Below are 22,229 nucleotides of genomic sequence, written 5' to 3'. Positions count from 1 at the left end.
TCGTCAGCGGGACTTGTTCAGGGTTCCGAGCACGTCGGCGAGTTGGTTGAAGCAGAAGAACGCGGCCGCCATCAGCATGATGATGGCCTGGATCATCGGCAGGTCGTGGCCGGCGACGGCGTCCACGAGCGCCGAACCGATGCCTGGATACGCGAACAGGTACTCGATGACGACCGAGCCCGCGATGGTGTAGGCGGCCATGATGCTCGCCGCCGGGATGCTGGGCGCGAGCGCGTTCGGCAACGCGTGCCGGAACAGGACCCGCCGCATCGACAGGCCCTTGAGCATCGCGAGCTGGACGTACTCGCTCTCCATCACGTCGATGAAGGAGACGCGCACGAGACGCGAGAGGTAGGTGACGCCGACGAGCACCATGACCGCGAGCGGCATCACGAGTTCCTTCGGATGCTGCCAGGGCACGTCACCCGGCGGGATCAGCGAGACCGGGGGCAGCACCTTGAAGACGACGGTGCCGAACACGGCCACCACGAGGCTGCCGAGGACGAAGTCCGGAGTCGCGGTCACGATGAGCGAGGTCCCCAGGTAGGACCGATCCAAGAACTTGTCCCTGAAGACGGCCGCGAGCAGGCCGACCAGCAGGGACAGCGGAAGGATGAGGACCATCGCCATCACGGTCAGCGTCGCGGAGTTGAAGATCCGCTCGGAGAGAAGCTCGGACACCGGCTGACCGCTGACCAGCGAGTTGCCCATGTCGCCGGTGAGGACGTTGCGCAGCCAGTCCCAGTACTGGCTGAACAGCGGCTGGTCGAGCCCGAGGTTCTTGTTCAGCTGGTCCACCTGGTCGGCGGTCGCCGAGGGCCCGAGGATGATCTTCGCGACATCGCCCGGCATCGTCTGCGTCGCCACGAAGACGATGACGGAGATGCACCACAAGGTCACCAGGCCCATCAGCGCACGCCGGCCGATCAGCCACGCGAGGGCGGTCCGCCGTGAGCGGTCCGGGGTCGGGGCGGCCTTGACCGCGTTTTCGGTCGTCGTCTCAATAGCCATTGCAGCAATCCCGTTCAACGTGTCCGGTCGTCGTCCTGGCTGGGGGTGTCGGCTCGTTTCCGTCCGGTCCGAGCGACGCCCAGCACGCCTTCCGGCTCGAAACGTCCTGAGTGGACACTCCCCAGCCACGACACCGTGCCGGTGGAACGTGGAGCCGCCTCCCCGCGAACTCGATGTCGGAGGAGGCGAGCTCCGGTTCTTGTGACACCGCCTTACCTGCTCATTGGTCGATGGTGACCTTGCGGAAGTCGTACAGGTTCCCCGACGGGAACTCGGGGATGAGGCCGTTCACCTTCGAGGAGTACACGCTCACCGTGGGGTTGGTCGCGGTGAGGATGCTCGCGCCGCGGTCGTACTCGATCTTCTTCATCTGCTTCTCGATCTCGCACTGCTCGTTCGGGTCGGAGGTCGCGTAGAGCTTCTTGGCCAGCGACTTGAACTCCGCGTCGTTCCAGTGCGTGTGGTTGAGCACCGCGTCGTTGCTGATGATCTCGGGCACGCCCTCCAGGTAGGGACGCGTGTCGTAACCGGTGTAGAACACCCGCTCGCCCCACTTCTCCAGGTAGGCGCCGAGCTCCATCTTCTGCACCTTGATGGTCACGCCGATCTTCTTGGCCTCCTCGGCCAGGATCTGCACGAGCTGGAGCATGCCGGGCTTGTTCGCCGCGGTCTCCAGGTTGATGCTGAGGTTCGACTTGCCCGCGTCCGCGAGCAGCTTCTTCGCCTGCTCGAGGTTCTGCTCCCGTTGCGGGACGGCCGGCAGACAGCGGTTGAAGCCCGAGTGGTCGTTGGCCAGCTCACCGAGGCCGTCGAAGGCGTTGGAGAGGGCCAGCTTACGGTTCATGATCAGCCGCATCGCCTGGCGGACGCGCACGTCCTTGAAGGGCTCGGTGTCGGCGCGCATGCCGATGGAGACCTTCAGGTTCACATCGCTCTTCATGATCTTCAGACCGGGGGTCTTCTCGATCGTGCGCAGCGAGGTCTGCAGGATGTTGGAGCTGGCGTCGATCTGGCGGCCGATCAGCGCGTTGGTCGAGGCCTCCGCGGTCTTGAAGCTGATGATCTTGACCTGGTCGACCTTGGCCTTCTCGCCCCAGTAGCCGTCGTACCTCTTGACGACCGTCTCCCGCCCGGGGGTGAACGAGACGAGCTGGAACGGGCCCGTTCCCATCGCCTGCTCGGGCTTGGAGCCCTTCTTGTAGAAGATGATGTTGCTGTTGGTGACGGCGAACTCGAACGGCCCGTAGGGCTCGGCCAGCTTGAACTTCACCGTGAGGTCATCGACCTTCTCGATCCCCTTCGGGTCCATGAAGTCGATGTAGTTGCGCTCGATCAGCGCGTTCTTCTTGTCGAGGACGCGCTGGAACACCGCGATGACGTCGTCCGCGCCGAACGTGCTCCCGTCGTGGAACTTGACGTTCGGACGGAGCTTGACGGTCCACTCGGTGTTGTCCGCGTTGTGGGTGATGCCGGTGGCGAGCGCCCACTCGAAGCCGCCGTCCTTCTTCCGGTGGGCGAGCGGCTCGAACATCGTGGCGTTGCGGACGTAGAAGTCCTGGGATCTCAGGTTGGCGTAGGCGTCGAGGGTGGAGATCGTACTGGCGACGACGCCCACGCGGAGCGTGCCGCCGGACGAGGCCCCCTTCTTCTCCGACGAGCCCGATGAGCATGCGGCCGCAAGGCTGATGACCAAGGCGGAGGTCACCACGGGCGCGAGCATCCGGAGATGTCTCCTCTGTCCCTTGCCTACCGATCGACTCAACATCCTTCCTCCTTAGAAAGACGCTGGTGCGGGTGGGATGGGAGCTCTTGCCCGGAACAAGGTCGGTGGGTGTCCGTGGCTGCCGTGCTCCGCGAACTGTGGACAGAAGGTCGTCCCGTCCGACCAAGTTTTGGCTAGTTTGTATGACGTACGAAAGCAGACGTACTATGCCGAGTCAATATCCAGAAGCGAGATGGTCTGTCGAGATGGCAACGATCTGGTCTCTGACCAGCAGCTTAGTCGTTCAGCTACGGTTCGGACACATCCCGTGGAGGTTGACCGTGGGATTCGTGTATGACTATCTTACGTCATACAAAATCGAGGAGACAGCATGACTGAGACCGGACCGGACCTGCGGATCGACCGCCCCGCGGAGACCGTGCCGCAGCTCGTTGTGCGCAGGGTCAAACAGGCCATCCTCGAAGGCACGCTGGCGCCGGGACGCCGGCTCACCGAACGCGAGCTGATGGAGCTCACCGGTGTGAGCCGAACCTCGATCCGCGAGGCGGTCCTGCACCTTCAGGCCCTCGGCCTCGTCGAGACGTCGGGCAAGAAGGGCGTACGGGTCGCGGTGCTCGGCAGCGACGACGTCCGGCAGCTCTACGAGGTGCGCGCGGCCCTGGAGTCAGAGGCCGTGTCGCTCTTCGTCCAGCGCGCCACCGACAGCGAGGTCCTGGAGCTGGTGAAGCTCACGCGTCCGGGCAAGAGCGACGACGACCAGCTCGCCTCGATCTACCACTTCGACGAGCTGTTGCTGGCGGGGGCGAGAAACGCCCTGCTGGCGTCCACCCTCGCGCCGCTGCACGCGCGCATCCACGCGCTGCGCCGGCTGTCACTGAGCATTCCCGGCCGCCGGGAGCGATCCGACCAGGAGTACCGCGACCTCGTCGCGGCGATCACCGACCGGGACGCCGCCCGCGCCGCGCAACTCGCCCGGCACCACGTGGAGGCCGCGAAGGAGTCGGCGCTCGCGGCCGTCGCGAAGCTGGAAGAAGAACGAGCCTCGGGAGCGTGACCGCTCCGGGCGGGCGTCGGTTCGTCGCGTACCCGGCCTGACCGGGCCACGCCGAACCCTGAACTGATCGTGCCCGAACGATCGTGCCCGAACTCGGACCGGCGACCAAGGGCCAACCGACCGGAGAGACGCATGCAGCACGAGTCAGCTGAGATCGCGATCGTTGGCGTAGGGCAGTCGGACTTCCGTGCCCTCTACGCGAAGACGGAACGTCCACGGGACGCCTACGCCCTGGCGGCCGGCGCCCTGCGGGAGGCGATCGAGGACTGCGGAATCGACAAGAACGAGATCGACGGCCTGATCTGCTCCCGAGTCCAGTACGACCGGCTGGCCACCGTGGTCGGCCTCCGGAACCCCCGCTTCGTCCACGACCTCGAAGGCACGGGCCGCATGAGCGGCCTCGCCCTCCAGGAGGCCGTCGCGCTGATCGCGAGCGGCACCGTCGACGTGGTCGCCTGCGTCTACGGCAACAACGGCCGGTCGGCGAAGGTGACGTACGGCGGCGACGGCGGCGGCCCGACCGCCGCCTACGACGAGATGTACGGCATGACCTCCCCGGGCGCCTACGTCGCCCTGATGTACCAGCGCTACCGGGGGATGTACGGGGCGAGCGAGGACGCGCTGGCTCCGCTGGCGGTCAACAACCGCCGCCATGCCGCGCTCAACCCGGTCGCCGTGTTCCAGGAGGAGTTCACCCGCGAGGACTACATGCAGTCCAGGTTCATCGCCGAACCGCTGCGGCTCCTCGACTACTGCCTCATCAACGACGGCGCCGTCGCCTTCATCGTCACCTCGATGGAGCGCGCCCGGTCGCTGCGCAAGCCACCGGTCCGCGTCGCCGGGACGGCGGGCATGGCGCACGTCACCAACCACTACACCGCGGAGGACTTCTTCTACTCCGCCTGCCAGGACGTGGCGAGCCGGCTCTACCGGCAGACCGGAATCGCGCCGGAGGAGGTCGACTGCTTGCAGATCTACGACAACTTCACGCCCACCATCCTGTTCACCCTCGAAGGCTTCAACCACGCGCCGCGCGGCGAGGCATGGCGCTGGGTGGACGAGAAGAAGATCCACTACGACGGCGCGCGCCCGCTGAACACGGCGGGCGGCCATACCAGCGAGAGCTACATGCAGGGCTGGGCGCACCATGTCGAGGCGGTGCGCCAGCTACGCGGCGAGGCCGGCGCCAGGCAGGTGCCCGGATGCGCGACGGTGCAGTACATGTGCGCGTCGCCGATCGTCACCTCACACATCCTGACAAACGACGAGGCGGCCGCCCGATGAACGTCCAGAGCATCGCCGAGGAATACGAGAAGCTCCTACCGGAGATCACCCCGGAGAACCGGCCGTACTGGGACGGTCTGGCCGCGCACGAACTGCGGTTGCAGTGCTGCGACGAGTGCGGCGAATACCGCTTCCCCGACAGCGAGGTGTGTCCGCGCTGCCTGTCCGGCTCCTTCACCTGGCGCGCGGTCAGCGGGAAGGGCCGGCTGTGGTCCTGGCTCCGGATGCACCAGCGGTACCTCAGCGCCTTCGACGGGGTCAGGCCCTACCTGGTGGCCTACATCAAGCTCGACGAGGGGCCGCCCGTCATCAGCACCCTCGTGGACCCGCCGGACGAACTCGCCTTCGACCTGCCCGTCCGGGCGGTGTTCCAGCCGGGCTTCAGCGACCGGACGATCCTCAAGTTCGCCGTGGAAAGCCCGGAGCCCGCCGCATGACCCGTCCCACCAGCGCGGAGCTGCCGTTCTCGAACAGGTTCCTGTACTGGATCGCGCTCGACTTCGGCAGCTCCGACCCGGCGGACCTCGCGCGGTTCAACCGGTTCTACGACGAGACGCACGTTCCCGAGGTCCTCGCGCGATATCCGGGGTTCACGGCCGCGCACCGCTACGCCCTCCAGTTGCCGGACGAGCGCGGTGACTTCGGCGCGTCGTACCTGGCGGCGTACGAGGTCGAGAGCGAGGAGGCGGTCGAACAGTACCTCGCCGGGACGACCGCCCCCGAGGGCACCCGTCCGCGCTACTCCAACGACCCGCCGCTCTGGCCGGACCTGCTCACCCACCGCTGGCGGGTCGTCTACGAGAAGGTCGCGGAGAGCGCGCCCGCGACGACCACCCCGGGCGCGATCTACGTCATCGGAATCGAGCCGCCCCCGGACATCGGCGACGACCTGGACGAGTTCGACGAGTTCTACACCGGCGTCCACATGCCGGAGGCGGTGTCCATCGGCGGCTTCAGCCGGGGGACCCGGTACAAGCTGCGGCGGACCCTCGAATACCCAGAGCCTCGTTGCCCGCGCTTTCTCGTCGTCTACGAGCAGCCGGGCGCCACCGACGAGGACATTTCCACGACCATGCGCCTGCTGAAGGCGGGCACCTGGACCCCGGGCCCCGCCTCCTGGCCGAGGAAGACGACGCCGTGGCGGCTCTGGTACCGGCACATCTCGTCCGTTCCACGGGAGACGTCCCCGGCCGGAGCATCCGTTCGGCGACCTTAAGAGGGGGAAGGCATGTTCATCCTCGACACCCAGATCCACATGTTCCTGCCCAACACTCCGGACCGGCCCTGGCCGGACATCGGGGAGTCCTACAACGGGAAACCGGAGTCCACGCCGAAGCAGATCCTGCCGCGGATGGACGCGCTCGGCATCGACGCCGTGGCGATCGTCCCGGCCATCTGGGCGGGGGACGACAACACTCCGGCGCTCGGCTGGGCCGCCGAGCACCCCGGCCGTTTCGGGGTGATGGGCAGGTTCAACCTGTGGGACCCGGACCGCGAGCGCATCGAGCGCTGGTTCGACAACCCCTACATGCGCGGTATCCGGATGAGCTACCCGGACTTCCGCGGCCGTGACTGGATCGACGTCGACACGTTCCCGTGGTTCTGGGAGGCCGCGGAACGGCTCGGCATCCCGCTGATGCTGCTGATCTACGGCCCCGAGGTCCGCAAGGTCGCCGGGATCGCGGAACGGCACCCCGACCTCAAGCTGATCGTCGACCATATGGGCCTGATCATCGGTGATCCGGACACCCAGGACCTGTGGGCGTACATCGACGACATCTTCCCGCTGGTGAAGTACCCGAACGTCTACATGAAGTTCTCCGCGATCCCCGACTACACGTCCGAGCCGTACCCGTACCCGTCGCTGACCCCGACGCTGCGCCGCGTCTACGACGCCTACGGGCCGCAGCGGCTCATGTGGGCGTCGGACACGACGCGGGTGCGCGGGGCGACCTGGCGGGAGAACCTCGACCACGTCCGGTACACGCTCGACTTCCTCAGTGAGGAGGACAAGGTCTGGATCCTCGGCCGGACGGCGGTCGAGGTGTTGAACTGGCCCCGTCCCGAGGGCGGCTTCGAGTGGGAGCGCACCGACCCGGGCGCCACCGAGACGGCGCGCTAGCCGATGGAACCCCCAGACGAGGAACGGGGCGGCGACCCGAACGCGCTACGGGTCGTCGAGCTGTCCGGCGGTGTCGCCACGAAGATCTGCGGGCGGCTCCTGGCGGGCCTCGGACACGAGGTGATCCTGTGCGAGCCGCCCGGCGGGGACGCGTTGCGAACGCGGCCCCCGCTGGACGGGCACGGCGTCGGCCTCACGTTCGCCAGCCTCGACGCGGACAAGCGCAGCGTGGTCGCCGACCTCGACACGGCGGACGGCCGGACGACGCTGAACCATTTGTTGGAACGTGCCGACGTCCTGCTCACCGATCTCGGCCCCGCCCGGGCACGGACCGCCGGGCTGACCGCGCCGGGGATCCGCGGCGCCTGGCCGGGCCTTGTCGCGGTGAGCATCACCGCGGCCGGCCTCGACGACCCGCGCTCCGACCACCCCGGTGACAGCCTGCTCGCCGAGTGCCACGGGGGCCTCGCCGCGATGATCGGCGAGCCGGACCGCGCCCCGCTGAGTCTCGGCGGGGAACAGGCGGCGCACGCCGGCGCCTTCGCGGGCCTCCTCGGCGCCATGCTCGCCCTCCGCCGCCGCGCGCTCGGCGGCGGAGGCGACGTGGTCGACGTCGCCCTCTGCGACGTCGCGGCGTACATCGACTGGAAGAGCGACATCGAGACCGCCGTCGCCGGTACCGCGCCGACGCGCACCGGAGCCACGGCCGGGCAGTGGCGGATCGTCCGGGCGGCGGACGGCTGGGTCGGCGTCATCTTCCATCCCGACCAGTGGGACGTGCTGATCGAACTGGTCAACGGGTCGGCGCCGACGTCGTCTCACGATCCGGAGCAGTGGTGGCCGGTGATCGAGCGATGGGCGGCGGACCTGCCGAAGCGGACGATCTACGAGCGCGCACAGGCGCTCGGGCTCGCCGTCGGCTTCAGCGCCGACCTGGAAGACCTGCGCGAAGACGGACAGTACCGATCGCGCGGCTTCTTTCGCGGCCCAGGCCAAGACGGCAGAACGACCGCGCCGGTCGGCCCCCCGGCCCGCGCCACGGGACTGCCCTGGCGCTCCGGACCACCCCCGGCCCTCAACGACGCCGTCCCCACCTGGACCGCACGGCCGGCGCCGCCGCCCCCGAACGGCCAGGAAGCCCCACTGGCCGGCGTGACCGTCCTCGACCTTGGAACGATCACGGCGGGCGCGGCCACCGGACGGCTGCTCGCCGACTACGGCGCCACGGTGATCAAGGTGGAGTCGGCGAGCCATCCGGACCCGTTCCGGCAGTGGCCCGTGGCGGGCCAGGCCCCGGGCACGAACGGCCTGGACGTCTCGCCCATGTTCGAGTCCAACAACGCGGGCAAGCTGGGCGTGGTGCTGGAACTCAAGACCGAGGCCGACCGCGAGACGCTGCACCGGCTCGCCGCCCGCGCCGACGTCGTGATCGAGAACTTCACCGTCGGCGTGACCAGACGGCTCGGGGCCGACTTCGAGACCCTGCGCGCGATCAATCCACGGCTCGTCTACCTGTCCCTTTCCAGCCAGGGGCAGGAAGGACCCGAGGCGGGTCGCCGGTCGTACGGATCGACGCTCGATCTCCTCTCGGGGCTGGCGTCCGTGACGGGATACCCGGATGGTGGTCCCATGTGGTCGTCCGGCGAGGTCAACTACCCCGACCAGGCGGCGTCCCTCTTCGGCGCCGCGCTCGTCGCCTACTGCCTGGAGCGTGGCGTTCGCGGCGTCCACCTGGACGTCTCACAGCGCGAACTCATCACCTGGACGCTCGCCGACCGGATCGCGGAGCACGCGGCGACGGGCGTCGTCCCCGAGCCCACCGGCAACCGGCGTCCCGGCGGTACCCCGCACGACGTCTACCCCTGCGCGGGCGACGGCCAGTGGGTCGCGATCGCCTGTCACCGCCAGGCCGACCGGGACGCGCTCGCGAACCTCATCGCCCCCGCGGTGCTGACGGACAGATCCGAACAGTGGTGGTGGGAGCACGAGGCCCTCGTCGACGAACTGGTCGAGGCATGGACCCGCGCCCGGCCACGGGCGGAGTGCGTCCACGCGCTGACCGAGGCGGGCGTGGCCAACGCGCCGGTGCTCTCGGCGGCCGAACGCGGACGCGAACCACGATTCCGTGAACGGCGGGTCTTCCTCGGCGACCGAAACTCCCGCCGCAAGGGATTCCCGTTCACGATGCGCGACTACACCCCACCGGACCCGGCTCCCGCACCGAACCTCGGGCAGGACCAGGAGGCGGTACTCGCGAGCCTGATCGAGATGGACGCCGCCCTGCCCGCCGACCGACCATGAAGGCGCCGAGGAAAGGATCACCATGACAGTCACCACGCCTTCGGGCGCCGACCTCTTCTCGTCCTGGATCGACGGATCGTGGCGCGAGACCGACACCCACTACCCGGCGACCAACCCCGCCGAGGGACGGCCCTTCACCGATCTGGCGGCGGCGTCGGTCGCCGACGTGGACGCCGCCGTCGCCAGCGCCGCGGCGGCCTTCCAGAAGACCCGCGGCGCACGTCCCGCCACCCGCGCCGAATGGTGCCGCTCGGCGGCGCGGGCGCTGCACGCCTCGCACGAGGAACTCGCGAAGGTACTCTCCACCGAACACGGCAAGCCGCTCGCCGAGGCCCTGGGCGAGATCCTGTTCGCCGTCCGCGGGCTGGAGATGGCCGCGGAGAACCTGCTCGCCCACGGCGGTGAGGTCCCGCATGTGCAGGACGAGAACAAGCGGGTGATCGTCCGCCGCGAGGGACTGGGAGTGTGGGCGGTCATCACCCCGTGGAACTTCCCGGTGAACATCCCGGTCGAGTACATCGGCCCGGCCCTCGCGTCCGGCAACGCCGTCGTGTGGAAGCCCGCTCCGACCACGGCCGTCGTGGCGGCGAAGTTCCGGGAGATCCTCCTGACGGCGGACTTCCCCCAGGAACTGCTGCAACTGGTCATCACCCAAGAGGTCGAGGTCGCGAGCCACCTGGTGACGCACCCCGGAATCGTCGCGGTCGGCTTCACCGGCGGCAGCGGGACCGGCCGGGCCATCGCCCAGGCCGCCTGGGACAAGAAGCTCCTCCTGGAGCTGGGCGGAAACTCACCCATGGTCGTTCTCGACGACGCCGACCTGGACGTCGCCGCGGCGGCCATCTCCAACGCCGCGTTCTGGAACGCCGGTCAGGTGTGCAGCGCGGCGGGCAAGGTCCTGGTGGCCGCGTCCCGCGCGGACGAACTCACCCAACTGCTGGCTAAGCGGGCCGCGGACACCGTCATCGGCTCCCCGCTGGACCCCGACGTCACGATGGGCCCCGTTCACCTGGAGTCAGGCATCGCCCGGTACGACCGGTTGATCCAGGACGCCCAGGAGCGCGGCGCGAACGTCGTGACCGGCGGCCGGCGCATCCAGGACCGGGACGGCTTCTACTTCCCGCCCACCGTCATCACCTCCGTCGGCCGTGACGCCGCCCTCTTCACCGAGGAGACCTTCGGCCCGGTCGCCTCCCTCTCGGTCTTCGACGACGAGGAGGACATGCTCGCCGCCGCGAACACCGGTGACTACGGGCTGGTCGGCGCGCTGTTCACCACGAACCTCGCCAAGGCCTTCAAGATCGGCGAGCGCATCGACTGCGGCCTGGTGGTGGTGAACGACACCTCCAACTTCTGGGAGTACAGCATGCCGTTCGGCGGCGCGGCCGGCCGCCGCTCCGGCCGGGGCCGGCTCGGCGGCCACTGGGTCCTCGACGAGTTCAGCCAGGTCAAGACCCTCGCGATCGACGTCGGCTGACCCCTACCGGTTCGGCGGGAAGGTGGGCAGGCCGGGTTCCGGCTGGACGTTGACCGTGTTGAGCATCGCGGCGACGGTCCAGTAACGGCCGATGACCGCGATGAGGTCCAGAAGCCGGGCCTCATCGTAGGTCTCGGCCAGGGCCGTCCAGGTCGGTTCCGTCAGGCGGCCGTGGGCGTGCAACTCGTCGACAGCCTGGAGGAGCGTCGACTGGAACTCCGTCCAGCCCTCGGCACTCGGGCCCTGCGGGACGCGCTCGATCTCCTCCGTGGTCAGCCCGGCGGCCCCACCCATCCGCACGTGCTGGCCGAAGGCGTACTCGCACTGGCTCAGCCAGGCGACGCGAAGAATGGCCAGCTCGCGGTCGCGTGCGGGAAGCGGCGACTGACCGAGCAGGTAGTTCTGTAGGGGACGCTGCGCCTTCGTCAGCCCGGGGCTGTGCGCCCACGTACGGGACACATGGGCGGTTCCCGTGAGCGCCTCATCACCGAACAGTTCGCGTTCGAGCCGGTGGTAGGCGTCCACGTCAACAGGGCTGATGCGCGGGTCGGTCATGTCGCGTCCTCCACGTCGTGGGTCAGGGTGCTCCGCACGTGACCGTCCGGGCCACGGTCCACGTCGACGATGGTCGGAAGGGGAAAATGCGGAGCGAGAATCTTCGCCTTGCGATCGGCCGCGAGAGCGGCGATCCGCTTCCGGCTGCGCGTCGACTCCGCCGGTTCGTACTCGACGGACGGCAGCCAGCACGGATGATCCACGTGCGCGGGATGATGCAGGACGTCCCCGGCCAGGATCGCGGCCTCATCACCGTCCGCGACCAGCACCGACACATGCCCCGGCGTGTGCCCGTGCGTAGGCAGCACACTCACCGCATCGGACAACCGAAGCTCACCGTCGAACGTGTGCAACCGCCCGGCGTCCTTCACAGCCCGAAGCCGCGGCCGAACCTCACCGGCCACACTGGAATTGAACGCGATGGCATCGACCTCATCACTCGTCCAATAGGCGACCTCGCGCTCATTAATGAATACGGTCGCGTTCGGGAACGTGAGAGCGCCCTCGTCGTCCTTGATCAGCCACCCGCAGTGATCAGAATGCAGATGCGTCATGACGACCTGGTCGACGTCCCCCGGCTCGATGCCGAGCGCGGCCATCGCCGCGGGCATCTCACCGGCGTCCGCAAGCCCGGGGACCTCATGCGCCCGATGCCCGTAGCCCGCATCAACGACGGTGACATGCCCATCACCCGTGACGACGAACCCGCCGAACGTCACGGTGAACGCCGCGTCAGGCTCGGAAACACCCACGGCGGGCATCCACTCCGCCGGATCCACACCCGTGAACCAGTACTTGCGCGGCCCCCGAGCCACGCCGTCGCTGACATGCGACACCCGCGTCCGCCCAACCCCGATCGTCACCGATGACATGTCTCTCCCTGCCTGGAAGAGCCGCCCGCTCAGGCGGCCCGCCGGTACTTCACCCGCCACCTGACCTGGCGCTCCTCCCAGGCCCGCGGCCCGGACGAGAGCGGCGGCACGCCCGGCGGGCGCGGATTCGGGTCCTCTGCCTCGTACACCGCGTTGTACCGGGGACAACCGGGCGCGGGATGCGTGAACTCGTGCCAGAGCAGGAACCGGGTGCCCCGGTCGTACCCGAGCCCCGTAACGATCTCGGGCAGATGGGTACGCGTATAGAAGTCGTCGAACTCCGCGATCTCGGCCTCGGTGGCATCGGCCGCGGGATCCATCCCGATCATGGCCATCTTGCCGGGCATCAGATCGTCCACGCCGGTCGACCCGGCGGCCTCCCACACCATCCGCCACACCACGGGAGCGCTGTAGAACAACGGCGGCCCAGGCGTGTACACGGGCCGCCGCTCACCTTGCCGATCGAGAAACCGCCGCGCGGCGTCCTCGCTCCCGATCCCGTAGACCGCCAACAGCGAGGGCACGGAGTCATCATCAAGCGGCTCGGTCAACTCGTACCGCGCCGCACTGACGAACCCCTCGTTGAGCCGGACGACCTCCGCAAGGTGGACGGCGTCATAGAAGTCGACAAGCGCCCGCAACTCCGCCTCCTCCGCGACGGGCCGCAGCCCCACCGCGAAGAAGAACGGACAGCTCAACGGCTGCCTCCCCATACGCCCTCCCACCCCAGACGGTTCACTACAAACCATACATTTCAGACCATACCTCCCCACACGCCGGGGGTGGGATAAGAGCACCCCGACCTGTCAGCCCAGACCTCCAGCGACCTGCCCGGCCGTCGGCATGTCGGCGGATCAGGCGTCCAGACAGGCCTGGATCGTGTCGATCACTCAAGGTCCCGGAGCCACCCGGGCAGTAACCGGCGGGGCGGGACGAGATAGATCCCGCCGATGACGCACAAAAGTCCGGAACAGCCGACCAGGAAAGCTCCCAGCCACAGCGGAATGGGATCGAGAAGGTAATGCAGCCCCACCGCGAGCAGCATAAGGAGCATGGCGCCGGCCGGCCACGGGAACACGAGCGGTGAAGTCGTCGTGTTCAACTTGATGGGATACCAGGAACGCCATCGTCCGCTAAAGGCAAAAAACCCGGCCACGACGCAGCCGATAAGGAAGATGACAAGCGCCACCATGGCGACGACCGCGAGAAGCGGGTCGTCGGGACCGGGTTTCTCTGCGGCCGTCCATATCAATTGGAACATCAGCGGATCATCCCAGGTCGACCGCACGCGGCGCGCCGAAGTTCGGTCACGGCGGCGGGTGGTGTCCGGCTTCCCGCCCACCGCCCTCTCGCCGCCGAGCGCGGGCGCGGGAGGCCGTGCGCGGGACCGGTCCTTCCGGAATCGTCGCAGTTCACGAGGGTATTTCGGGCATCCGTTCGGCAGGTGTTGCCAATCATCGTGCGATCAACCTGGAGAAGCTGACGAATTCGTTGGAGCGGTTGAGGTGGTGCGGGTCACTACCTGCGCCGGTCAGTGGGGGCGTTCGGCGATTGCGGGCGAACACTTGCCCGCAATCGGACAGAGCGTTAACGTTCAGCTACCCGATAGGAAAGTTTCCTATCAGATGGAGTTCGCATGCCCCGCTCACCTCCATCTACCGATCCACGGGCCGCGCCGCCGGACACGTGCGGTAATCTCCCCGGCCCAAAGCCGCCAGGCTCGAGAAACGACCACCCCACAACACAAGGACCCCCCGCATGAAGAACGCAAGCCGTAAGCTCGCCGCCGTGGCGGCGGGCGTGGGAATCGCTCCCGTCGTCGCCGTTATCCCGGCGACCTCCGCTTTCGCTCACGGCTACATTTCGGCGCCGATGAGCCGTCAGGCGCAGTGCGCCAAGGGAATCGTCCAGTGCGGAGCAGTCAAGTACGAGCCGCAGAGTGTCGAGGCCCCGAAGGGAGGCCGTACCTGTAGTGGCGGTAGCCGGTTCCGCGACCTCGATGACAACAGCAAGGCCTGGAAGGTCACCGACGTCGGCCAGACGATGAACGTCACCTGGACGTTCACGGCCCGGCACCGCACCACGAACTACGAGTACTTCATCGGCGGCCGGAAGATCGCCAGCGTCAGCGGCAACAACCAGCAGCCGCCCTCGACCATCAGCCACCCGGTCAGCCTCGCCGGCTTCAGCGGCCGGCAGACGGTGCTGGCCGTCTGGAACATCGCCGACACGGGCAACGCCTTCTACGCCTGCCTCGACGTGAACGTGCGGTGACCTCCCCCGGAGTCCTCGAAGGCTCCGGGAATCGGTGGATGGCCGGCTCGTCCCGCACCATGCGGTGGGCCACATCGCATGAATGCTCCCAAGGAAGTGATGAGTTGCAACGCAACCTGACGCTGCTCGGCGCCGCGCTGATCACGGCGGGGACGCTGTCGGCCATCCTGCCGTCGTCGGCGGCGGCCGCGCCCGTGGAATGCGTGACGGCGGAGAACTCCGCCGCCGTGCACGGCGGTGACTGCGGCGGACCGCCCGGCCCGCGCGAGACCCGCGCCTTCGTGGTGACCGAGGCGCAGTTCGACCAGATGTTCCCGAACCGCAATCCCTTCTACACGTATTCCGGCTTGACGGCCGCCATGGCGTCCTTCCCCGCGTTCGCCAATACCGGCACCGACACCGTCAAGAAGCAGGAGGCGGCCGCGTTCCTGGCTAATGTCGGCCATGAGACCGGCGGGCTCGTCCATATCGTCGAGCAGAACCAGAACAACTATCCGCATTACTGCGACCGGAGCCAGCCCTACGGGTGCCCCGCCGGGCAGGCGGCCTACTACGGCCGTGGGCCCATTCAGTTGAGCTGGAACTTCAACTACAAGGCGGCGGGGGACGCGCTCGGCATCGACCTGCTGAACAACCCGTGGTTGGTGGAGCGGGACGCGGCGGTGTCGTGGAAGAGCGCCCTCTGGTACTGGATGACGCAGAACGGTCCAGGCACCATGACCCCGCACGACGCGATGGTGAACGGCCGCGGATTCGGCGAGACGATCCGCAGCATCAACGGCGCCCTGGAATGCAGGGGCGGAAACCCCGGCCAGGTGCAGAGCCGGGTGAACAACTACAAGAAGTTCACCGAGATTCTCGGCGTTCCCACCGGCGGCAATCTGACCTGCTGACGGTGGCGTGGTCGATCGGCACGCACATGGCCACCCGCTTGTGCGTGCCGATCGCGTTTTACTTTCGGGGGACGTACAGGCGGATGTCGTCGACGTAGGCGGAGCCCTCGTAGTAGTTCAGGTGCGGGTCGCCGATGATGAACGAGTCCGGGTAGGCCGAGCCCCTGGGCCAGGTGTGTTCGGTCGTGTACGTTCCGGCGGGGCCGATGTGCTTGAGTTTGCGGTCGAAGCGGCCGTCGTATTCGGTGGGAGTCTGGTTGTAGTGCCAGATCGGACGGCCGTTCTCCACGAAATCATGGTGGACGCGCAACGTCGTCTGCCCGGTGTGCAGGAACGGGCCGCTCATTTCTAGCGTGTAGCCGGTGTTGTCACGTTCTATGGCGAAGCGGTAGGAGGATTTCGGTAGAAGTTCGGGACGTATTTCGGCGCTGGTGAGATGCTGCCGGAACTTGCCGCCCGGCCCGTAGGGCTTGTCCATCGAGACGTTTCCGCAGGCCGTCTTGATGTAGTACTCGTTGCTGATGTTGTTGTTGGACTTCTCGCGGAATTTGTCGCCACGGACGAAGAGGGCGTTGATCCCGTTGAAGGTGCCGTCGAACGTCCGGTAGATCTGGCGGGTCTTCGGATTGCAGGTTCCGGCGTTCGTCCAGCGGGCGTCGTCAGCGTAGTAGCCGTCCATGATGACCTTGCGCCGGTAATGAATGCCGGGATTGCCGTGCGGGGCGGGGTTCGCGTAGTCGAGGATCGTCAGGTAGTAGAACCCGTTCTCCCGCGTCACGTCGGGATACTCGCAGCGTGACTTGCCGGGCAACGCGCCCTGGAACGTCCACGGATATCTGGTCTTGCAAGCACCCGGGGCATAGCCGTTGTGCTTGCCGTTGTAGTGGAAGGTGCCGTTGCGCTTGCCGCCGAAGTCGATGCCGCGCAACGTCATCTCCACCCGGTAGCGCGGTGGAAGTGGCCGCGTGGGCCGGATAAGGACCCCGGCGTCCCAGCTCGGCTCGGAGATCCGCGCTGCCTTCTGACCGCCCGGCAGGGACGCGGTCGACAGGCCGGGCCGGGAGTCGGGACGCCCGTCGCGGTCCTTGTCGACGGCGGCGATCTCGGCGGTCAGCCAGCCGTGGTGGCCGAACCTGACACGCTTGCGGAAGACGTTCAGGGTGGCGAGCTGCTGCGCGAACAGCGGTCCGCTGATCTTCGTCCAGGCCTCGCCGTCATCATCGAACGGGTCGACATGCCACGGGCTCCTCGGCCCCTGCGGGTCGAGGCGCCACGGGGCGGCGTCCACCTTCAACGGACGGTCGAAGCCCTCATGGTCCAGCAGGACCCAACGCTCCGAGGCGCCGGACGCGGCCGGTACGGCCGTGGCGGCGACGACCGTCGCACACGTGACCAGGGTGATCTTCCAGGTTCTGTTCAGCACGAGTCCCCCTCTCCGGGACCGTACGGGCGGTGAGCCCGGGGCCGGGCGGCGCTACGCGGACCTTGGCCGAGGCTTGGGCGGCTACTTGCAATACTGTTGCAATTGCGTCTGATTTGCGTCGAATGTGGAGGAGGCACCGTGACGGAAACGGTCACCTGGCAGGTATGGCAGGAGCGCTGGGACCGCATGCAGGAGTGGTACATGCCCGACCGCGAGGAGCGCTTCCGCGTCATGCTCGACACGGTCGAGGCGCTCACCGGCCCGGAACCGAACGTCCTCGACCTCGCGTGCGGGACGGGCAGCATCACCGACCGGCTGCTGAAGCGCCTGCCCGGCGCCCGCTCCACCGGCGTCGACATCGATCCGGCGCTGCTCACCATCGCCCGCGGCCATTTCGCCGGCGACGACCGGGTGCGACTGGTGACCGCCGACCTGACCGACCCGTCCTGGACGGACGCGCTGCCGCACCGCCGGTACGACGCCGTCGTCACGGCCACCGCCCTGCACTGGCTGGACACCGAGCCGCTCCGCGCGCTGTACGGCCGCATCCGGGAGGTCCTGAGGCACGGCGGCGTCTTCCTGAACGCCGACCACATGATCGACGAGTCCGCACCCCGCATCAGCGCGGCCGTGGAAACGTTCCACACCGCCCGCCGGGAACGCGAACAGGCCGCGGGCGCACTCGACTGGCCCGACTGGTGGACGAGCGTCGCCGACGACCCCGCCCTCGCCGAACCGGTCCGCCGCCGGTTCGACCTCCTCGGCGACCCGCGCCACCCGAACGGCGGACACCGCGCCGAGCGTCCGACCACCACCCGCTGGCACCTGGAAACCCTGCGCGAACAGGGCTTCACCGAGGCCCGCCAACTCTGGTGCTCCCACACCGACGCCCTCATCGCCGCCCTCCGCTGAACCCGGGCGGGGGCGGTACAGGGCGGGTGGGGTGTGCTGATCGCCAGGTGCGGCAACACGACGCTCACGATCTGGCCGAGTCGGTAGCCGAAGGTCGGGTCGAGCCCGGTGACGGCTTGCCGAGTGTGTGGGTCCCGGGAGCGCCGCCTCGCGCTGAAGCCCGGTGCGGGCGGCGTGGGGATGTAGGGGTGTTGATCGGTAGGTACGGCGGGATTCTGCCCGGAGGGCGGCGCCGGCGGCTGGGGTGGTGCGTTGGTTTCGGGCGTCGTCTTGGGCTGAAGCGCGGGGTCAGCCGGGGGCGGGGCTGGGGGTCGGGGTGGGGCGGTGGGGGGTGGCGATCGCCAGGTAGAGGAGGACCATGCCTGCTATCTGGGCCAGGTGGTAGACGGAGGTCGGGTCCAGGCCTATGTGGGCGGTGAGGGCCGGGTCGAGGGCCTTGGTGCCGGCCGCGGCGCCGCTGGCGGCCAGAGCGATGATCACCGGGCCGGCCATGGGGTGGTGGTGGCGGGCGGCTCGGGCCCAGAGCACGAGGATGCTGATCATTGTCAGGCTCTCGCAGGCCAGGAGGGCCGTGACGCCGGCATGGCCGGTGATCGCGAGGCCGGCGTAGGCGATGAGGCCGAGGGAGCGGAGGAGCCAGAACGTTCGGTGGTGGCGGGGGCCGAGTACCTCGGTGACGGTGGCCGCCAGTAGGTAGGACACGGCGACGACGACCATGCCGCTGATGATCGCCCAGCTCGGTCCGTCCCAGCGGTCGGCGTACTTCACGAAGCCGTGGTGGACGAATCCGGCCAGCGCCGCGATCCCGGCCCACCAGAAGGACGCGCGCCAGTGCCGATGGACCGTCGGGACGCGGTGGAGCCGGACGGCGAGCGCCACCACGATCAGTCCGAGCGCGAGATCGCTCAGGGCCGGGGCGGGTTCGGCGAGCATACCTGCACCGTACCGGCCAAATTACACACTTTACGTGGCCACTCCGCGTATACCATTGCCGGTGACCTCGCCAGGGACGCGCCGCCGCGGGGGTGGGGCGTCCACCATCCGACGCCCGCGCCATGGAGTCTTTTCCATGAGCTCTGCCTCGTATTCGCACAGGAGGGTCCACCGGGCGATCATTTGCGTCGACATCGAGAGCTTCTGTCGTCCGGGACGCAACGACGCGCAGCGCGCGGACATGCGCAGGGGCCTCTACGACGTGCTGGAACGGGCCTTCACCTGGGCCGGGATCGACGCGAACGACCGCTACCACGAAGATCGCGGCGACGGGGCGTTCTTCCTCGTCCCGACCGAGGGGCCGCAGTCCCGGCTGGTCGAGCCGCTGCCGTTCCATCTCGCCAGCGAGCTGGGCCGCTACAACCAGGCCGCGAGCCCCGCCACCCGGATCCGGCTTCGTGTCGCGCTGCACGCCGGGTATGTCCATCATGATCCCCGGGGGGTCGTCGGCACGGCGCTGAACGAGGCGTTCCGGCTGCTGGACGCGCCCGTGCTGAAGCGGACGCTGCAGGACACGTCCGGCGATCTGGCGTTCATCGCGTCGGACCAGTTCCATCAGGACGTCATCCGGTCGCGTCGCGTGTTCGACTCGTCCGCCGACCGCAAGGTGCGCGTCACCGTGAAAGACCCGCACGTCGAGGCGTGGATCTGCGCGTTCTCCGAGCAGGACGAGGCGGGCCGCCAGTATCAGGACGCGTTGGGCCGGGTCCGGGCGGCGCTCGCGTCCGTCGACGGGACGCTCCGCAAAGCCAAGGAGGTCCGGGACGCGACCGTCCAGAAGGTGTCGTCGCCGGTGCCCGAGGTGCCCGACGTGGGCCTGAAGGAGCTTCGTGCTCGCCTCGCCGGGACCGACGAGCCCCGGGAACGCCACCGGTGGGCCCGGCTGCTCGCGGGCGCGGCGGAGCTGGAGCGGGCCGCCGCCACCGCATTGGCGCAGGCCGAGGCCGCGCTCGCCGACGTCCAGGAGCCCCTGGACGTGCGCGAGGAACTCCGTGGCCGCCTGGGATCGCTTCAGGTGATGGCGCGGAACCTGGGACGCGCCGAGGACGCGCGCCTCGACGGCCTGTACCGAGCGGCCCACGATCTGCTGTGGACCGCTCCCTGCGATCTCGACGCGGCCGAGTCGGCGGTGCTGCGCTATATCCAGGAGCTGCAGGATGGATAGCCGCCGCGTCGACGCATGCCCGCATTGCGGCAAGGGGACCGTTCGGTCCGGGTTCTGTGACTACTGCGGGATGGCCCCGCCGCCGCTGGTTCCCGGGGCGCCGCCCACGATGCCGTGGCCCGGCCCTTCGGCGCCCGGCCCGGGGCGCGGGGTGCACACGCCGTCCAGGCGGCTCACGCCGTACGGGCTGCTGGAGATGGCCGGTGTGCCGCCCGTCCCGTACCGGGATCCGGAGCGGGCCACGCTGCCGGTGGCGGGCGGGGACGAGTCCGTCCCGCCGCTCCGGCCCGGTGAGATGGTCGGCGGCCAGTACGAGGTGCAGGGCTGCCTGGCCCACGGCGGGCAGGGGCGCATCTACATCGCGCACGACAACAACGTCGGTCATTGGGTCGTACTGAAGGGCCTGCTCGACACCCGGGCGGACGCGGTCGACGTGCCCGAGTCGGAGCGGGCGGCGCTCGCCTCGGTGAGCCACCCCAATATCGTCAAGATCCACAACTTCGTCCGGCATCCGGCGGGGGCGAAGGACGCGCAGCGCTACATCGTCATGGAGTACGTCGGCGGACGTTCGTTACAGGAGCTGCTCGACGACCGGCGCCGGGACGAGGGCCCGGAGGCCGTGCTCCCCCTCGACCATGTCATCGCCTACGGGATCGAGATGCTGTGGGCGCTGAACTACCTGCACGCCCGCCGCATCCTCTACTGCGACCTCAAGCCCGCCAACGTCATGCAGTGCGAGCAGCGGATCACGCTCATCGACCTGGGCGCGGCCTGGCGCATGGACGGACGGCACCCCAACGCGCCGATCTACGGCACGCAGGGCTTCGGCGCGCCGGAACTGCCCGCGCACAAGCCGTCGATCGGCTCCGACCTCTACACCGTGGGCCGCACCATGGCGGTCCTCAGCTTCGACTTCGACTACACGGGCGAGTTCGAGCACACCCTGCCCGCCCGCGACGAGGTGCCGGTGCTGAAGCGGTTCGACTCCTATGACCGGTTGCTGCGCCGCGCCACCCACCCGGACCCGGCGCGGCGGTTCGGCGGCGCGGCGGAGATGGCGGAGCAGCTCTTCGGCGTCCTGCGGGAGGTCATGTCCGTTCCCCGCAACGCCGATCCGTGGCCCGTGCCGTCCCGGTTGTTCGGCCGGGAACGGGTCTCCGCCGGGACGGAGATCGCGTCCCAGCGGAGTGGGCCCGCGCTCGGCACGCTCACCCCGGCGGCGGCCGCGGCGGCGCTGCCGATCCCGGCGATCGACGAGCTGGACCCCAATCCCGAACTGGTGGAACTGACGGTGCTGGAACCCGAGGAGATCGTCGAGGCGCTGACCGGACGGGCCGACGAGCAGCCCCCCGGCCTGCGGACGGAGGAGAAACTCGTCCTGATCCAGGCCCATCTGGACCTGGGCCGCCGTCCCGAGGCCGAAGCGCTGCTCACCGAACTCACCGAACCGCCCCGGCCGGACGAGCGCCAAGGCCGCGACGCCGACTGGCGGATCCAGTGGTACCTGGGCGTCAGCGCCCTGATCGCGGGTGAGTACGCCCAGGCGGAGGCCCTGTTCGACGACCTCTACGACCGGATGCCGGGCGAGGCGGCGCCGAAGCTGGCGCTGGCGTTCTGCTGCGAGGGCTCGGGCGGCCTGCCGGAGGCGGCCCGCCGGTACGAGAGCGTCTGGCGGACCGACCGCGGCTATCTCAGCGCGGCGTTCGGGCTGGCCCGCGTCCGGCTGGCCATGGCCGACCGGAGCGGCGCGGTCGACGCGCTCGACGATGTGCCGTCGCTGTCCAGCCACTATGGTGCCGCGCAGTTGGCGGCGATGGCGGCGACGCTGCGCGGCCGGCCATCGCACCAACTGCGGCTGGAAGACCTGCGGGACGCCGCGAAACGGCTCGACCATGCCCGCGTCGACGGCGAGCGGCGCCGCGGGCTCGTCGCCGAACTGCTGGAGGCCGCGCTGGCCTGGGCGCAGGCGAGGGGAGAGGAGCATCCGGACACGCTGCTGACCGGCGTCCCCCTGACCCGGGACGCGCTGCGGCGGGAACTCGAACAGAACTATCGTGCGCTGGCCAAGGCCGCCGAGGACAGCGACGCGAGGCACGCGCTGGTGGACAGGGCCAACGCCGTGCGCCCGAGGACGTTACTCGGCCCCTGACCCCGGTTCCAGGACACCACG

The 22,229-nt window shown here is 68.8% G+C and carries 20 protein-coding genes; 12 read left to right on the top strand and 8 right to left on the bottom strand.

Translation table 11 applies throughout. The features are described from left to right. Positions 1–3: 3 nt before the first annotated feature. Together BZB76_RS01920 and BZB76_RS01915 are read right to left on the bottom strand one after the other, a co-directional pair. Complete coding sequence (locus tag BZB76_RS01920; RefSeq protein ID WP_121432561.1) at positions 4–1,011, bottom strand: ABC transporter permease; 1,008 nt, start codon at positions 1,009–1,011, stop codon at positions 4–6. A gap of 220 nt (positions 1,012–1,231) precedes the next feature. Then, a complete protein-coding gene (locus BZB76_RS01915; RefSeq protein ID WP_170180473.1) occupies positions 1,232–2,731 on the bottom strand; it encodes an ABC transporter substrate-binding protein in 1,500 nt (499 codons plus the stop codon). 373 nt (positions 2,732–3,104) lie between these two features. On the opposite strand from BZB76_RS01915, the gene BZB76_RS01910 reads away from it, so the two are divergent. From BZB76_RS01910 to BZB76_RS01880, 7 genes are all read left to right on the top strand, one after another. Next, complete coding sequence (locus BZB76_RS01910; RefSeq protein WP_121432559.1) at positions 3,105–3,788, top strand: GntR family transcriptional regulator; 684 nt, start codon at positions 3,105–3,107, stop codon at positions 3,786–3,788. Positions 3,789–3,920: 132 nt separating this feature from the next. Next, a complete protein-coding gene (locus BZB76_RS01905) occupies positions 3,921–5,072 on the top strand; it encodes a thiolase family protein (protein WP_121432558.1) in 1,152 nt (383 codons plus the stop codon). Beyond that, positions 5,069–5,509 (top strand): Zn-ribbon domain-containing OB-fold protein, encoded by a 441-nt coding sequence (locus tag BZB76_RS01900; RefSeq protein ID WP_170180472.1) that lies wholly within the window; start codon positions 5,069–5,071, stop codon positions 5,507–5,509. Before BZB76_RS01905 ends, BZB76_RS01900 begins: the two co-directional genes overlap by 4 nt. Continuing rightward, positions 5,506–6,288 (top strand): DUF4286 family protein, encoded by a 783-nt coding sequence (locus BZB76_RS01895; RefSeq protein WP_121432556.1) that lies wholly within the window; start codon positions 5,506–5,508, stop codon positions 6,286–6,288. The genes BZB76_RS01900 and BZB76_RS01895 overlap by 4 nt, the downstream gene beginning before the upstream one ends. A gap of 12 nt (positions 6,289–6,300) precedes the next feature. Next, complete coding sequence (locus BZB76_RS01890) at positions 6,301–7,194, top strand: amidohydrolase family protein (protein WP_121432555.1); 894 nt, start codon at positions 6,301–6,303, stop codon at positions 7,192–7,194. 3 nt (positions 7,195–7,197) lie between these two features. Then, positions 7,198–9,495 carry a CaiB/BaiF CoA-transferase family protein gene (locus tag BZB76_RS01885; protein ID WP_121432554.1) on the top strand — a complete coding sequence of 766 codons (2,298 nt, stop codon included), beginning with the start codon at positions 7,198–7,200 and terminating at the stop codon, positions 9,493–9,495. Positions 9,496–9,517: 22 nt separating this feature from the next. Beyond that, positions 9,518–10,972, top strand: coding sequence for an aldehyde dehydrogenase family protein (locus BZB76_RS01880; protein ID WP_121432553.1), 1,455 nt, complete (start codon positions 9,518–9,520; stop codon positions 10,970–10,972). A 3-nt stretch (positions 10,973–10,975) separates the two neighbouring features. Here the strand turns inward: BZB76_RS01880 and BZB76_RS01875 are convergent, their stop codons facing one another. The 4 genes from BZB76_RS01875 to BZB76_RS01860 all read right to left on the bottom strand — a co-directional run bounded on the left by BZB76_RS01875 (position 10,976) and on the right by BZB76_RS01860 (position 13,741). After that, a complete protein-coding gene (locus tag BZB76_RS01875; protein ID WP_121432552.1) occupies positions 10,976–11,527 on the bottom strand; it encodes a carboxymuconolactone decarboxylase family protein in 552 nt (183 codons plus the stop codon). Next, a complete protein-coding gene (locus BZB76_RS01870; protein WP_121432551.1) occupies positions 11,524–12,399 on the bottom strand; it encodes an MBL fold metallo-hydrolase in 876 nt (291 codons plus the stop codon). Before BZB76_RS01870 ends, BZB76_RS01875 begins: the two co-directional genes overlap by 4 nt. A 29-nt stretch (positions 12,400–12,428) precedes the next feature. Continuing rightward, positions 12,429–13,097, bottom strand: a complete 669-nt coding sequence (locus BZB76_RS01865; RefSeq protein ID WP_147449278.1) for a hypothetical protein — start codon at positions 13,095–13,097, stop codon at positions 12,429–12,431. Between the two features lie 188 nt (positions 13,098–13,285). Continuing rightward, a complete protein-coding gene (locus tag BZB76_RS01860) occupies positions 13,286–13,741 on the bottom strand; it encodes a hypothetical protein (protein WP_147449277.1) in 456 nt (151 codons plus the stop codon). A 416-nt stretch (positions 13,742–14,157) separates the two neighbouring features. Between BZB76_RS01860 and BZB76_RS01855 the strand changes: the two genes are divergently transcribed. Together BZB76_RS01855 and BZB76_RS01850 are read left to right on the top strand one after the other, a co-directional pair. Beyond that, a complete protein-coding gene (locus BZB76_RS01855; RefSeq protein WP_121432548.1) occupies positions 14,158–14,673 on the top strand; it encodes a lytic polysaccharide monooxygenase auxiliary activity family 9 protein in 516 nt (171 codons plus the stop codon). 104 nt (positions 14,674–14,777) lie between these two features. After that, complete coding sequence (locus BZB76_RS01850) at positions 14,778–15,566, top strand: chitinase (protein ID WP_246006702.1); 789 nt, start codon at positions 14,778–14,780, stop codon at positions 15,564–15,566. A 58-nt stretch (positions 15,567–15,624) separates the two neighbouring features. On the opposite strand, the gene BZB76_RS01845 is transcribed toward BZB76_RS01850, so the two are convergent. Beyond that, positions 15,625–16,989 carry a hypothetical protein gene (locus tag BZB76_RS01845; RefSeq protein ID WP_121432546.1) on the bottom strand — a complete coding sequence of 455 codons (1,365 nt, stop codon included), beginning with the start codon at positions 16,987–16,989 and terminating at the stop codon, positions 15,625–15,627. Between the two features lie 138 nt (positions 16,990–17,127). On the opposite strand from BZB76_RS01845, the gene BZB76_RS01840 reads away from it, so the two are divergent. Then, a complete protein-coding gene (locus tag BZB76_RS01840) occupies positions 17,128–17,901 on the top strand; it encodes a class I SAM-dependent methyltransferase (RefSeq protein ID WP_211342775.1) in 774 nt (257 codons plus the stop codon). 288 nt (positions 17,902–18,189) lie between these two features. On the opposite strand, the gene BZB76_RS01835 is transcribed toward BZB76_RS01840, so the two are convergent. Continuing rightward, positions 18,190–18,834: a DUF6962 family protein gene (locus BZB76_RS01835; RefSeq protein WP_121432545.1), complete on the bottom strand. Its 645-nt coding sequence runs from the start codon at positions 18,832–18,834 to the stop codon at positions 18,190–18,192. Between the two features lie 136 nt (positions 18,835–18,970). Here BZB76_RS01835 and BZB76_RS01830 point away from each other — a divergent pair, with 136 nt between their 5' ends. After that, the gene (locus tag BZB76_RS01830) at positions 18,971–20,059 is read left to right on the top strand and encodes a hypothetical protein (RefSeq protein WP_147449276.1); all 1,089 of its coding nucleotides are present in this window, start codon (positions 18,971–18,973) and stop codon (positions 20,057–20,059) included. Further along, the gene (locus BZB76_RS01825) at positions 20,052–22,208 is read left to right on the top strand and encodes a serine/threonine protein kinase (protein WP_246006701.1); all 2,157 of its coding nucleotides are present in this window, start codon (positions 20,052–20,054) and stop codon (positions 22,206–22,208) included. Before BZB76_RS01830 ends, BZB76_RS01825 begins: the two co-directional genes overlap by 8 nt. Positions 22,209–22,229: the final 21 nt, after the last annotated feature.

Source organism: Actinomadura pelletieri DSM 43383 (assembly GCF_003634705.1).
Lineage (GTDB): Bacteria > Actinomycetota > Actinomycetes > Streptosporangiales > Streptosporangiaceae > Spirillospora > Spirillospora pelletieri.
This window is presented reverse-complemented; position numbering and strand designations above follow the sequence as displayed.